Source organism: Bacillus sp. CGMCC 1.60114, assembly GCF_042676365.1.
In the GTDB taxonomy this organism is placed as follows: domain Bacteria; phylum Bacillota; class Bacilli; order Bacillales; family Bacillaceae_G; genus Bacillus_A; species Bacillus_A rhizoplanae_A.
In genome coordinates this window covers 17,431-31,335 of the sequence record NZ_JBHTHG010000107.1, presented here as the reverse complement: position 1 = coordinate 31,335, position 13,905 = coordinate 17,431, and the positions used below count along the sequence as shown (strand labels likewise).

The window sequence follows — 13,905 nt, the reverse complement described above, 5'->3', positions numbered from 1 at the left end:
GATTGATGCATAGAGAAAAGGAACCCATAAGGATTCCTTTTGTCATTCTAAATGATGTAACTTAAACCCATATATTTAAGATAGCGTTTAAGTTATATTACTTCATTTAATCTAGTTTCATTTACAGATTCAGATGTATTAGAAGAGTTGATTGTAGCATTATTAGGTTCCTTGTCTTTTTCTAAATGGAATTTTTTTAGAATCTCTAAAATAATCCATGATGGCACACCTTTGTCTTTTAACATCTTCCATAAATCTACTTCAGTAAACTTATGGTTAGGTTTTTTTGTTTCTTTATCAGATAATCGAATATCAAATTTAATAAAATCATCTTGTTTGTTGTCTTTAACTTTATTAGTAGAGAGATTATTTTTATCATTTTCCACAACGGTTGAATGATTTGTTTTTTCAGGTTGATACATTGTATTTATAGTCAGTCCAATTCTCATTTTTACACCTTCCTTTAATAATTATATATAAAAATAAAATAATTTTAATTTTTTTGAATAAAATGTCGCTGATATATATCCTTGATTATTTATCGTATTTCAAAAAAATATCAAGTATTAAAAAATTTCTTGCATTAACTGTTTTATTTGTAATAAAATTAGAATTAAGAAAATTCAATATAATCCAATATGAATACTAATAATTTCTTATCATGAGAGGTGGAGGGACTGGCCCTTTGAAGCCTCGGCAGCGGATTCATTATGAATACTGTGCCAATTCCAGCAAGTGCAAGGCTTGAAAGATAAGAAAGATGGCATAGATTTATTGTGTATACTTTAAGGCCTCTTTCTATCTTTTAGAAAGAGGTTTTTTTATTTAACATATTGAAAGGGGAATGAAAAATGGGAGTTTTACAAATTACTACACATCGGAATAAAATTGTACAAAGTATTGAGGAGAAAAAAGAGATTTATGTGAAAACGAGTCATGCTATTCATGATAATCCAGAGATAGGGAATCAGGAGTTCTTTGCATCAAAAACGCTTAGTTTATTGCTAGGAAGTGCTGGTTTTCAGCTTCAGCATCATATCGCTGGACATGAAACTGGTTTTATTGCAAGAAAAAGTTCTGGAAAAAAAGGACCTTCAATCGCTTTTTTAGCAGAATATGATGCACTTCCAGGCCTAGGTCATGCTTGCGGACATAATTTAATTGGGGTAATTAGTACAGCAGCTGCAATTGCATTGTCAGAAGTTATTGAAGAGATTGGCGGAGAAGTTGTTGTGTTTGGTACACCAGCAGAAGAAGGAGGACCAAATGGAAGTGCAAAAGGAAGCTATGTAAAAGCAGGTTTATTTAAAGAAATTGATGCAGCTCTTATGATTCATCCAAGCGGTAAAACAGCAACAACTAGTCCATCCCTTGCATTGGATCCACTAGATTTTCATTTTTACGGCAAGCCAGCTCATGCTGCTGCATCTCCAGAAGCAGGAATTAATGCATTAGATGCTGTTATTCAATTGTTTAATAGTATTAATGCACTTCGTCAACAATTACCTACAGACGTGCGTATTCATGGGATTATTACAGATGGAGGAAAAGCGCCCAATATTATCCCGGATTATGCATCAGCTCGTTTCTTTATTCGAGCAAAAACGAGAAAACGCTGCACCGAAATTACAGAAAAGATACGTAATATTGCACAGGGGGCAGCTCTTGCCACTGGTACAACAGTAAAGATTGAACAATTTCAAAATGAGATTGATAATTTAGTAATTAATCAATCTTTTAATGCGATAGTTGCCGAAGAACTAGAAAGCTTAGGAGAAGGGGTTCATCGTGATGAACGGGTAGGCATTGGTTCTACCGATGCAGGAAATGTTAGCCAAGTCATTCCGACAATTCATCCTTACATTAAAATTGGACGTGACGATTTAGTTGCACATACAGATGCATTTCGAGAAGCAGCACGCTCTGCAAGAGGAGATGAAGCATTAATCATTGGAGCAAAGGCGTTAGCACTAACTGCTTATCATTTAATTACGGAGGAAACATTGTTAGAAAACATTAAACAAGAGTTTGAGAATGGGAAAAAGCAAGGAGAATAAAGAAAAGGTATCCTCAGACGAAAAATGTCTGAGGATTATTATTTTGAAAATTAACAAAATTAGTATTATTATATAGTTGAGACAGAAAGAAATGAGGAATGTCCTGTGGAGATTGTATATGATCAGGCAAGATTGCAATTATTATCTATAAATGATTCAAGTTCATTGTATTCTATTATTGAAAAACATCCAGACATTTGGACATATTTAATAACAAAAATGGATTGTTTGGAAGATATGGAAAGATTAGTTGAAGAGTCAGTAGAAAAGTATAAAAGGGGAGTTGACCTTCCGTTTATTGTGATTGATCAAACGACTAATGAGATTGTGGGAACGACACGGTTATACAACATATCAAAGAAACACAAAACAACAGAACTCGGACATACTTGGTATAGTCCAAGCGTGCAAAGAACAAGTGTAAACACAGAGTGTAAATATATGATGCTTCGATATGCATTTGAAGAGCTAGGCATGATACGTGTGCAAATTAAAACAGATGCTCGGAATGAAAAGGCACAGCGCGCTATTGAAAGATTAGGTGCAGTAAAAGAAGGGATACTTCGAAATGAACGACTACTTCCAAATGGATATGTGAGAGATGCTATTGTGTATAGTATTATTTCAGAAGATTGGCCAAGTGTAAAAGAACAATTAGAAAATAAATTAATGAGTGCAAAATGTAAGTAGGAGGAAAAAGATGCCGTACATAGAAACAGAACGTTTAAAAATGATTTCTTTCACACTAGAACTAGTAGAAGCTACAATAAAAGGAACTGAGGAACTTTCGAAAATAATACCTTACCAAGTTGCTAATCAATGGCCAATGCCTGATTATGCAGAAATCTTACCGTGGCAAGCAGAGCGATTACGTGAAAAACCAGATAATAGTCAATGGAGTGGTCTTATTATACATAAAGAAGATCAGACAATTATTGGTGATATGGGCTGTAAAGGTGGCCCAGATGTAAATGGGATCGTTGAAATTGGATATAGTATTGTCACAGATTACCAAGGAAAAGGCTATGCTACAGAAATGACAAAAGGCCTTGTACAATGGTTATTAAACCAGCAAAATGTAACGACGATTAAAGCGGAATGTTTAACAAGTAACATTGCCTCTGCAAGAGTGTTAGAGAAATCAGGTTTTTGTTGTGTATTACAGGAAGATCATATGAAATATTGGATTTTGAAATAATAGTTCAAGAGAAATGCCTTCTAACATATTTAACTGTACTATGATTATAAGAGGATAGTTAGTTCAATATAAGAGCTAATATCCTCTTTTTTTATACATATTAGAATATTAAACTATACTTATAATTTCTAGTTTAATATGTTTATTTTATGATCCTATTTTAAGGTGGCGGATATTGTGAAAGCACAGGAAGTATTACTTGATGGTAGTAAGAAAAGGTACATGCTTCAAAATGAAAGAGGAATACCTGTAATTCCTGTGATGAAGTATTTGAAATATTTAGATGTAACAGGAAAGAGTAGCAATACGCAGAGGTTTATAAAAAAATCTAATGGCATTCTGTTTCCTGCATGTTCAACAATCAAGCCATATTATAGAACAACACCTTAAAAGAAAATTGGATAAATTCCTTTCTTTATCAATTTTTAAAAATTCATATATGACTAAAAGGGTACATAAACTCAAGAAAGAGTTATGCCTTTTTTGTTGAAGTAAAGAAGCAATATATTACAAGGAAAAAAAGTAACGATTATTTAAGGTCTCCGAACAATTTATATAAAACTTTATGTAGATGAGTGAAAAAATTTAGATAAGTCAATAATCCCCCAGATTTATCTGTTAAAAGGAAGGAGTAAATAATGATGAACAGTCCAATTTAAAATTACCCCATTTTGACCAAAAAAGATATTGAACTAAATGGGGGATGTAATATGAAGTTCAATAGAAATTTTTCTTTATTATTGTTAGGGCAGTCGCTTGCAAATATAGGCGACGTTTTATATATAGTAAGTGTTATTAGTACGATTTTTGTTTTAACAGGTTCTGCAACCGCATCATCCTTTGTTCCATTTACGATTACTTCATCTATGTTTGTTTCCAGTCTGTTGACACCTCTTTTGATCGGAAAAGTTAATTTAAAATGGTTAATGACTGGTACGCAAATAGGAAAAACAATTTTGCTTGTTATTTTAGGGGTTCTGATGATTGAAATAACAACATCTAATTATTATTTGTTGTTTTTGATGATAGGATTGATTGCTTTTCTTGACGGCTGTGCAAACCCAATAAGACAGACATTGATTCCATATTATGTGCAACCAAAAAAATTAATGAAAGCTAATGGGATTGCTGAAACAGTTACTCAAATTATTCAAGCCGTTATATGGTTTGTTGGTAGCTTACTTTTATTAATTTTAAGTTCACAACAACTTATCTGGTTAGTTGGATGTTTATTTGTAATAGCAAGTATTTTGTTATGTTTTATAGAAAGTGTAAGTCATAAACCAATTGAGTCCAAAGGGAAATTAGAGCAGATTAAAGAGGGGTGGATAACTTTATCCAATACTCCAGTTTTAAGAAGGATTGCATGGATAGAATTAATCGAAACATTTGCAGGAACGGTATGGATTGCAGCTATTTTATATGTATTTGTCAGCAATGCTTTACATGTTGACGAAAAATGGTGGGGCTTTATCAATGGTGCTTTCTTTTTAGGGTTAATTTTAGGAAGTATTTATTGTATTAAATATTCTTCGTTTATTGAGAAGAAATTAGGAACTTTTATTTTTGTAGGTTCATTTGCAGGGTTCTTAGTTACAATATTGTTCAGTATAAATGGTATTCCAATTATCGCATTATTTTTTTCCCTCTGCGTGGGGCTCTTTGGGCAAATAAAAAACATTCCTCAGCAAACTGTTATACAAACCAGTGTTTCAAAAGACCAGTTGTCAACCGTATACACATCATTAGGTGCGATTGGAACAGGAATTTTTGGTGTGGGTTCTTTAATTATGGGGTTATTAGCTGATTTTTGGGGCATTAGAATTGTTTTCATTATCTCAGGTCTATTACTGTCATTGGCTAGTGTAATCGTATTTAAAAGCAAGCATTTGTTCGTTAAAAATATTATTGAAAAAAATTGTGATGGAACTTAATAACCACTCAATTTGTAATTACTAAGATCCTTTTCATTTCTTCCTTATTCAATTAAAGGGCGCGATTATGAAACAAAAAGTAAAAGGGATGATACATATTATTCATGTATAATATGTATCACCCCTTATTTTTTATGATTTTTTACGATTTAGGTCTTAATAAACGTATTAGAAGGCATTTTTTCTTACAAAATGATTACGTATTTTATATACTTTTGTTTCAGCGTTCCATTCTTTAAAAAAATTCGCTACAATATAGAAGTGTGAGAATTTGAGAGAAATATAAGTTGTTATTTTTATAAATAAGCCACGAGTGTTAGTGTGAAATATAAAAACCTCTTTTTTATTGAAAATCCTTTTATAGAACTGCTATGAGGAAAAACATCTTCTTTCAAATTAATTCAAATAATAAATTGAACGAACATTCGATTAAACGAATTTTATATAAAGTATGTAGGAAATACGGAGGCTGTAATTTTATGAAGAAAAAAGGAAGTATAAAAATAAGGGTGGTACAGGCACTCTTATTTATACTTGGTTCAATTATTGTATTTGTGAGCTATGCGGCGTATGATATTTGGCATTATCGTTCTAAGACAGATCAAGTTGATACGGATGCTGCGATTGTATTAGGAGCCGCGTCGTGGAATGGAAAACCGTCTCCAGTACTTCGCGAGAGAATTAATCATGCCATTTCTCTTTATAAGAATGGGCACGTTAAAAAAATTATTTTTACAGGTGGTACGAAATTTGAAGCGGAATTAGAAGAAGCGCGTACTTCGAAAATATATGCATTAAAGCATAATGTAAAAGAGGAAGATATTTTAATTGAAACGGAATCACGTTATACAGAAGAGAATTTAAAAAATGCTCTGCAAATTGGAAAAGAACATGGTTTACAAACGTATACAATTGTAAGCGATCCGCTTCATATGAAACGAGCGATGGAAATTGCAAAGCATCTCGGTATGGATGCATATTCTTCACCAACTCCAACGTCTGCTTATCGTAGTCTAGACACAGAGTTACCATTCTTTTTTAAAGAGTTATGTTCTTATCTTGGTTATGTTGCATCTTTGCCTGTTCGTTTTTTTAAAGGTGATTAAAATGGAAGATTTCCTAATGTTTTTAGGAAATCTTTTTTATGTTTAAAACATTGTTTTTTAATCGGAATAGTGTAACAATTGAAATGTAGATTAATATGTTTAAGAAAAAGAATGTATATAACGAAACATCCATCAGTAGGGTCTTTACAGTACATTAAGGTGAGATAACTAAAGTAGCTAAAGAGAACAGAATGCATATAATTTTAGCATGAAATAGAGAGGGCTGATGAAATGGAGTTTGTAAGAACGAGAGAGCAACGGGAGCGATTAAATAAATTACAACCATATATTTCTCTATTTTCAAAGAGAGAACAACAATTAGATGAGTTGTATTCATTTCCATTTAAAAATATAGAGGATTTAAAGAGAATTGGGTATACAACATGGACAGTTCCAGAGGACGAGGGTGGTTTAGGCATATCCTTGTACGATCTTTTACTATTTCAAGAATATATTGCACGGGGGGATGGTGCAACTGCATTATGTATGGGATGGCATCTTGGAATAATGCATGAGCTTTCGGAAAATCGCTCATGGGATAAGAAAATGTTTTCTTGGCTTTGTGAAAAAGTGAAAGACGGGGCACTTGTCAATCGAGCAGCAACGGAACGAAATACAGGTAGTCCTACACGAGGAGGAAAACCAGAAACAACAGCTATCCAAAAGGGAGATACTTGGATTATTTCTGGTAGAAAAACATTTACAACAATGGCGCCGGTTCTAGATTACTTTCTCGTTTCAGCATCTATAGAAGGGAAAGAAGAAGTAGGAGAATTTCTTGTACCTCGTAGTACTGAAGGTGTTTTAATTGAAGAAACATGGGATAGTGTAGCAATGCGTGGTACAGCAAGTCATGATCTAATTTTAGAACAAGTAGCGGTTCCTCATAAGTACTTTGTAGAAATGATTTCTCCGCGTAGGGTGCCAAAGAGAAGAGGCTGGCTGCTGCATATTCCAGTTTGTTATCTTGGTATTGCACAAGCTGCACATCGGTATGCCTTACAATTTGCAGTAACGTATCAACCGAATAGTTTGCAAGCACCTATAGCAACACTGCCAAATGTCCAAAGATTAATAGGAGAAATGGAATTAGAAATGATGCAAGCCCGTTCTTTCTTATATAGTGTCGCAAAGCAATATGAAGAAGAAAGTAAACAAAGCTTGCAAGCAGAAATGGCTGCGGTGAAGTATACTGTGACAAATACGGCAATTTCGATTGTAGATAAGGCCATGCGTATTGTTGGGGCTAGAAGTTTATCTGAGAAAAACCCGTTACATCGCTATTACTTACATGTACGTGCTGGACTTCATAATCCTCCTATGGATGATGCGACAATTTCACTATTAGCGCAGCATGCATTGCAAGATTTTGACACTGAAAAATAGGCATTGTTTTTCCTTTTCGTATATAATAAAGACAAGTGATGTATGAAAAGGAGAAAATATATGTTAGAGGTCATCGCAACATGCTTAGAAGATGCGAAACGGATTGAACGTGGTGGAGGGGAACGGATTGAGTTAATTACAGCGTTTACAGAAGGCGGACTTACACCAAGTTATGCGTTAATAAAAAATGTAATAGAAGCCGTTACCATTCCTGTACATGTAATGATTCGTCCACATGCAAAATCTTTCGTATATTCTAAAGAGGAAATTGAGTTAATGAAAGAGGATATCCGCATCGCAAAGCAACTTGGAGCAACTGGTGTTGTCTTAGGTGTTTTGAATGAAAATAATAAAATTGATGAAGAAAAGTTAGGGAAGTTGTTAGAAGTAGTTGATGAATTGACTGATTTGGTAGAAGGCGTAAAAATATTGCGGAAGTTTGATAAGATTACACATATTTTAACATCTGGTGGAAAAGGAAGAATAGAAGATAACATTGCTGTTTTACACAGTATGAATCAAGCAAGTGCTGGACAAATACAAATCGTTGTTGGTAGTGGTGTGACGAATGAAAATGTGCAGCAATTGCTACACGATACGGGAATTACACAAGTTCATGTTGGTACAGCAGCGAGAGAAGGAAAATCGTGCTTTGGTGAAATTGTCGTTCAAAATATACGAGAAATTGTAAAACTGATTAGTTGTTAAAGGAGATATCTAGATGAAAAAGAGTGAGATTATGTCATGGGTTAAAAGTATAGCTCTAGCTTTGATTATTGCAATTGTTTGTCGTGCATTTTTATTTACACCGTCGCTTGTACAAGGGGAATCTATGATGCCAACGCTTAAAAATAATGAGAAAATGGTTGTGAATAAAATTGGATATAGTCTACAGGGGGTAGATCGTTTTAATATAATTGTTTTTCACGGAAATGAAGGACATGATTTAGTAAAACGAGTGATTGGTTTACCTGGAGACACAATTGAGTATAAAAATGATGTTTTATATGTAAATGGTAAGGCAGTTGCTGAACCCTATTTAGATGAATATAAAAAGCAACTTTCTGGAGGGCAGTTAACTCCTGATTTTACGTTAGAAGAGATAACTGGAAAGAAAACAGTTCCTGAAGGCTATGTATTTGTATTGGGAGATAATCGACAAGTATCTAAGGATAGCCGAGCATTTGGTTTTGTTTCTGAAAAACAAATTGTTGGAAAAGGCTCATTAGTATTTTGGCCATTGCAACATGCTAGAGCATTATAATAGTTTGAAAAAAGCAATTAAACTCATTTAGAGTTTGATTGCTTTTTTATTTGTATTTGCAAACATTTTGCAAACTTGCTTATCCAAATATGCTTTTTGCGAATGTTTTTACTGCATCTTTAAATTGTTGATAGATACCATTCTCAATGAAGCGGAAAAGAGGGGGTAGCTCGATTAACGCCTCAAATCCTATGCAAATTCCAGTTATCCATGCCTTTTGAAGATTGTAAGTACGAGAAAGTCATCGCAGAGGAAAGAGCGAAATATGAATATTATCGTCAATTATCTCACTATTTTTGGGATATAACTTATGCAGAGTTTATAAAGTTCGTACAGTGCAAGAGCCTGGGGATAGTTGATGTTACCGCCTTATTCGGAAATGAGAAGCTGTTCCGGAAAATGTGCAAACGGAGAAAAATTGAGTTTGCTTATCTTGGGATGAGGGTTGAAATTATCGGGAAAGTGGGTACCATCGTTGGAAACTGGAAGACGAATTTATATGTTGTGTTTGATGGAGATTCAAACAAGTACAACGTTCATCCGCATTGGGAGATTGCTTACTTTGATGAGAACGGCAGAGTTGTGAAGGAGTATCAGAAAGGGGTGTATGCGATATGAGTAAAAATAAGGACAGGCAGTATTATCCGCTGTCCTTATAAAAGAAAGGAATTTTGCCAATAATTCAATGCCTCGTATTGGTAAATAGGTTCAAAAGTATTATGTGTAAAATGAAAAGTCTTATACAGCAATTCGCGAGTTTGAAAAAATATTCAAGGAGTGGAGATACATGAGCTATGTAGAAAATGGTGTTTATGAAATTACTTTACTAATTAGTGAAGTAAAAGAAAAATAATGAACAAGTATAGAAATAAAAAAGTTGAACTGGATGGCTATGTATTCGACTCGAAAGCCGAGGCTGACTATTATAAAAGGTTAAAGGGTCGCCAGGCTGCAGGTGAAATTTTAAGCTTTGAAATACAACCGTCTTTTAAATTGCAATCAGTATTTACGAAGAACGGCAAAAGATTTCTAGCGATTACATATAAAGCAGACTTCATAATCTATTTGCCAAATGGAGATGTAGAAGTCGTCGATATTTAAGGTATGGAAACTGAAACCTTCAAAGTGAAGATGAAGCTGTTCGACCTACATTTACAACTCATTCTTTTGAAATATGTGAAGAAATACGGTGGTTTTATCGAGTTGGAAGAGTATAAGAAATTGAAGCGTGAAGAGAAAAAACAAAAATAGGCAAATTAAAGGGAGCGGATCATATAGCGAATTTAAATCAACTTTGAAAAAATCAACATAAAGCTGGATGGTAAGAAAGAAATCGTTTTGGAAGTTACAAATACAACGCTTAACGGTAAATTAGATGCTTTTTCCGAAATGATCGATGCAAAATTGTTTGTTTCTCTTGAATGGTTAACAGTAAATTTTAACGTTACTTTGAACGCGAAAGCAAATAAAGCTGTTACGGAATATGAAGTAGATGCTAAGGGTGTTGTGCATGAAGTGAAACCATTACTTGGGAAATTTATCTAAACTTTTGTTTGCTTAATAGTGAAAACTTTTTAGTGAAGAGTCTTTTATAAGTATAAACCAAGCAAAATCCTTATTTGAGAAGAGATTAGTAACAGAAATGATAGGTATCTAACGAAGATTTCATTTTATACAAAAGAAATTCCGCTTATCGATGGGCCTCTAAAGGTATTTTGTCAAGTGATAACGTACTAGACCTAATTACCATAACATGAATTTTATAGAAAAATATTGGTAAATATGCCCGATTGGGAGGGGGGAGGAATGGCTAAATGCTGTGATAAATGTAAAGCACCTATTAATCCTAAAGAAATGTGTAAGATCACATTTGAAATTAAGTTTAGAGAACGTGTAAAAAGTATCATGGTAGCAATTCAACGCAGAATGAATGGTATGAATGATTATGATGACAAAATTACAATTGCGGATTTCGAAATGTGTGAAGACTGCAGATTATCATTAACGAATTTTCTAAACGGTGCGGACGTAGTAAAACATGAAAAGAGCAGATAGCAAAAGCTAGCTGCTCATCCCTTGGAGAGGGAAAGTAGGCCTACAAGCTGTGATTTCTAGGGGTAGCCTGTATGTAGTATGTGCAGATTGTGAAATATTATGCATTATTTAGATGGATAGTGATAGAAGTTTTATTGATACAAGGATTAAAAACATTTTTTAAATAAATAAATTTAAACAAAAACGCTATTTGTTATTAATTTTTTAAAATCAAAAAGAGCACATTATAAAGTGCCCTTTATGTGATATCTGATATGTATTAGATATTTTGTGAGTTACTTTTTTTTACGGTTTTCTTTGTCTTCAGTATCAGTTTCAGGCATTCCATATAATCCATTCATTTCCTGTTCATCTAAATCAAGACTTAGTACATTATTATATTTTACATCACTTTTATCTTTTTTAGAGTTACTCATATATGTCACCTCCTATTTTTAGGATGTCTAAAAGAGAGGTAAACATTCAAGGTAGAATAAAAATTTCATTTTGTAAAAGAGTCAAAACTCCCTAACTTCGACTAGCTAGGGAGATGGTATAACAGCCATACGAAGGCTTATTTGTAATATATCAAATTTCCCGAAAAATGCATCTATGAAAATGTTGGTAAAGCAAAGAAGCAATTAGCAAAAGCTAACTGCTCTTTTGAAGAGAGGATTCAAGAATATCCATGGCTATGGGATAGCCTGTTTGTAGTATACGCAGATGGTGAAATAGTATGCAGGAAGGAAAGTGTATCGTATGGAACAAATGTCATTCTTCAAAGACATCGCTGAAAGAGAGAGGTGTAGGTTAGTAGTAAAGGAATTGAAAAACACAAAGTACTACGAGTTCGGATGCAAAATAGATAGGAACGGAATACAACAGGATACGCTGCTCTTTTTCCAAAAATGAAAGATAATCCAATTCATGAAATTAAATTTTTAAAAATTGAATGGGCATTGCAGAACTCTTTAGATGAAAATCAACATGTGATTATTGAGATAAAGTACCTAGGCGATAAGAAAGTGAAGAAAACATATGTATAAAACGAACTGATGATAAAACGTGATGACTTTTATGATAAAAGAGAACTGCGATTCGATTAATTGCAAATGCGTTGGAGATTATTTGAAAATGTACGATAGAAAATTGAATTTTAGCGTTTTGCTCTGTGTATATAGATTGAAAATGATGAGGGTGCTCGCCATCTTTTTTCGCTTTGACTCTGCTGTATAGCAGGGCATTTTTTATTTCCGACAAAAACAGGGCCAAAATGGGGGGCGGACATTTTCGGAGGTTTTTGAAAGTGGGATGAGTATTAAGCTTTTCTTAGGGCCCTGGGAGAAACATCCTGCCCTTATCAATGATATACCCGCGGTTTCCATACAGTGACGCTTTTAAATAGGTTATCATACACTTTGTTTGCGCAGGGAGAAGGGGAAAGGAGTTAAAAGCACTCCAAGCTTATGCTTCTTATTGGGCTTATATGAGATGTGAATTCGTAGGAGGCGTGAGGTAAAAACTATCTAATGATATAAATAAATCTATATGTTAGAATATAAGGCTGTGTATAGTTAAGAAATAGGGTAATTTGTTTGGTAACATTTTTTGAAAAATTAAGAAATATATTAATAAAAGTATTTTAAATACTTTTTGCATTTTTAGCAGTTGATACTTGGTTCATGGTATCTAAAACCGCCCTAAAACATCCAGAATAATTTAAAAATTAAGTGAAGAATTAACCAAGCAAGGAATGAGTCTAATTGTAGGATTAGTCGCTATTGCGTTTCAAACAAAGACGCAATTAAAGAATAATAAGGATACTTATCTAGTATATTTGTGTAATATGTTATTTTTATTAGTGTTTTTACAAGTTGTTTATTTGTTTCCATATTTGTCAGATGAACAAAACGTTATATTGTACATGTATTCAGTTATATCATTTGTGCTTATTTCTACTTCCGTATGGGAAACTTATGTAATTATTAAAAAAATATTTAAATAAGAGGATATTTTTCCCTTTTGGTGAGATTAGTAGATGGAAGGTGTGGAGTTCTTTGAAAGAGTTTATAAAATCTAATTGGAAAAAAATTATTATTATTTTAGCAATTGTAGTAATTACTCCAATTATTATAGGATTAGTTCTCAATATTCCTACAGGGAACTTGACTATTGGCGATGAAAGTTCATGGGTGTGTTTTTTTGGAGGTTACACTGGGGGAATTATTGGAGGTATAGTCGCATTAATTATTTCAAGTTCTCAATTAATGAATGAAAGACAAAAGTTTAAGTTAAGTCAACGCTCTTTTTTATCAGCAGCTACTGTTGTTGCTAATTTTTCAGAAAATAAGTTTTATAGAAAAAATAAGAGTCGCATCGCTCTAACACCTGGTTACACTAGATTACTTGGAACTAATCACGAAACTACTTATTATTCAGTTTTACGGTATGGCGGACCAGACGTTATAATAAACTGTGAATTTAAAATAATTGTTGGAAACAATAAGAACTTTGAAGAAACTGATACCATAAAAGTGTGGATTGATTTTTTTGAAAAACACGAAGAAATTCTTATTCCATTATGTTCTGATAAATTAAATAAAGAGCATCAGTATCGACCTGTTGTTAAAAAAATTCAAGCAGTTTATGAAACATTAGCAGGGGAAAAAATAAAATTTTATCAATCTGAATTAGGAAAAAAAAGAATGCATTCTTTAGTTGGAGATAAGAAAGCAATAATTCTTAATCATGACATCCAATATACCGCTTTTATACAAAATGAACAGTAAATTTGCACCCTTATTGTTGGGGTGCTTTTATATTTTATATAAGCGTTTCGCGCAAGGGATGAGGTATAGTAAATGGCTAAATACGATTCGATTAATAGCAACTGCACTTGGGATTACTTGAAAATACGTTAGGAAAA

The 13,905-nt window shown here is 33.3% G+C and carries 14 protein-coding genes, 2 pseudogenes and 1 riboswitch; of the genes and pseudogenes, 14 read left to right on the top strand and 2 right to left on the bottom strand.

All coding sequences use genetic code 11. The features are described 5' to 3' along the window. Window positions 1-92: 92 nt before the first annotated feature. Window positions 93-449: a DUF3914 domain-containing protein gene (locus ACFQZ1_RS15220; RefSeq protein WP_377883025.1), complete on the bottom strand. Its 357-nt coding sequence runs from the start codon at window positions 447-449 to the stop codon at window positions 93-95. Between the two features lie 204 nt (window positions 450-653). After that, window positions 654-758, top strand: a riboswitch (SAM riboswitch). 93 nt (window positions 759-851) lie between these two features. Here ACFQZ1_RS15220 and ACFQZ1_RS15215 point away from each other — a divergent pair. From ACFQZ1_RS15215 to ACFQZ1_RS15155, 13 genes and pseudogenes are all read left to right on the top strand, one after another. Then, window positions 852-2,057: a M20 family metallopeptidase gene (locus tag ACFQZ1_RS15215; RefSeq protein ID WP_377883024.1), complete on the top strand. Its 1,206-nt coding sequence runs from the start codon at window positions 852-854 to the stop codon at window positions 2,055-2,057. Window positions 2,058-2,162: 105 nt separating this feature from the next. After that, window positions 2,163-2,747 (top strand): GNAT family N-acetyltransferase, encoded by a 585-nt coding sequence (locus ACFQZ1_RS15210; RefSeq protein ID WP_377883023.1) that lies wholly within the window; start codon window positions 2,163-2,165, stop codon window positions 2,745-2,747. 10 nt (window positions 2,748-2,757) lie between these two features. After that, window positions 2,758-3,255 (top strand): GNAT family N-acetyltransferase, encoded by a 498-nt coding sequence (locus ACFQZ1_RS15205; protein ID WP_377883021.1) that lies wholly within the window; start codon window positions 2,758-2,760, stop codon window positions 3,253-3,255. Between the two features lie 177 nt (window positions 3,256-3,432). Beyond that, window positions 3,433-3,570, top strand: a pseudogene (locus ACFQZ1_RS15200) (tyrosine-type recombinase/integrase); the annotation flags it as partial. Window positions 3,571-3,965: 395 nt separating this feature from the next. Continuing rightward, the gene (locus ACFQZ1_RS15195) at window positions 3,966-5,189 is read left to right on the top strand and encodes an MFS transporter (protein ID WP_377883020.1); all 1,224 of its coding nucleotides are present in this window, start codon (window positions 3,966-3,968) and stop codon (window positions 5,187-5,189) included. Between the two features lie 479 nt (window positions 5,190-5,668). After that, on the top strand, window positions 5,669-6,295 hold the full coding sequence (locus ACFQZ1_RS15190) for a YdcF family protein (RefSeq protein WP_377883019.1): 627 nt from the start codon (window positions 5,669-5,671) through the stop codon (window positions 6,293-6,295). 231 nt (window positions 6,296-6,526) lie between these two features. Continuing rightward, window positions 6,527-7,681 carry an acyl-CoA dehydrogenase family protein gene (locus ACFQZ1_RS15185; RefSeq protein WP_377883018.1) on the top strand — a complete coding sequence of 385 codons (1,155 nt, stop codon included), beginning with the start codon at window positions 6,527-6,529 and terminating at the stop codon, window positions 7,679-7,681. A 60-nt stretch (window positions 7,682-7,741) separates the two neighbouring features. After that, window positions 7,742-8,389 carry a copper homeostasis protein CutC gene (locus tag ACFQZ1_RS15180; protein WP_377883017.1) on the top strand — a complete coding sequence of 216 codons (648 nt, stop codon included), beginning with the start codon at window positions 7,742-7,744 and terminating at the stop codon, window positions 8,387-8,389. A gap of 13 nt (window positions 8,390-8,402) precedes the next feature. Continuing rightward, on the top strand, window positions 8,403-8,945 hold the full coding sequence (gene lepB / locus ACFQZ1_RS15175) for a signal peptidase I (RefSeq protein ID WP_377883016.1): 543 nt from the start codon (window positions 8,403-8,405) through the stop codon (window positions 8,943-8,945). Window positions 8,946-9,344: 399 nt separating this feature from the next. Then, window positions 9,345-9,563 (top strand): hypothetical protein, encoded by a 219-nt coding sequence (locus ACFQZ1_RS15170; RefSeq protein ID WP_377883015.1) that lies wholly within the window; start codon window positions 9,345-9,347, stop codon window positions 9,561-9,563. A 234-nt stretch (window positions 9,564-9,797) separates the two neighbouring features. Further along, window positions 9,798-10,046, top strand: a complete 249-nt coding sequence (locus ACFQZ1_RS15165) for a DUF1064 domain-containing protein (protein ID WP_377883014.1) — start codon at window positions 9,798-9,800, stop codon at window positions 10,044-10,046. Between the two features lie 154 nt (window positions 10,047-10,200). Continuing rightward, window positions 10,201-10,466, top strand: a pseudogene (locus tag ACFQZ1_RS15160) (2-methylcitrate dehydratase); the annotation flags it as partial. Window positions 10,467-10,751: 285 nt separating this feature from the next. Further along, window positions 10,752-11,000, top strand: coding sequence for a hypothetical protein (locus ACFQZ1_RS15155; RefSeq protein ID WP_377883013.1), 249 nt, complete (start codon window positions 10,752-10,754; stop codon window positions 10,998-11,000). Window positions 11,001-11,275: 275 nt separating this feature from the next. Here the strand turns inward: ACFQZ1_RS15155 and ACFQZ1_RS15150 are convergent, their stop codons facing one another. Beyond that, on the bottom strand, window positions 11,276-11,416 hold the full coding sequence (locus tag ACFQZ1_RS15150; RefSeq protein ID WP_377883012.1) for a DUF4021 domain-containing protein: 141 nt from the start codon (window positions 11,414-11,416) through the stop codon (window positions 11,276-11,278). A gap of 1,620 nt (window positions 11,417-13,036) precedes the next feature. Between ACFQZ1_RS15150 and ACFQZ1_RS15145 the strand changes: the two genes are divergently transcribed. Further along, a complete protein-coding gene (locus ACFQZ1_RS15145) occupies window positions 13,037-13,768 on the top strand; it encodes a hypothetical protein (RefSeq protein ID WP_377883010.1) in 732 nt (243 codons plus the stop codon). Window positions 13,769-13,905: the final 137 nt, after the last annotated feature.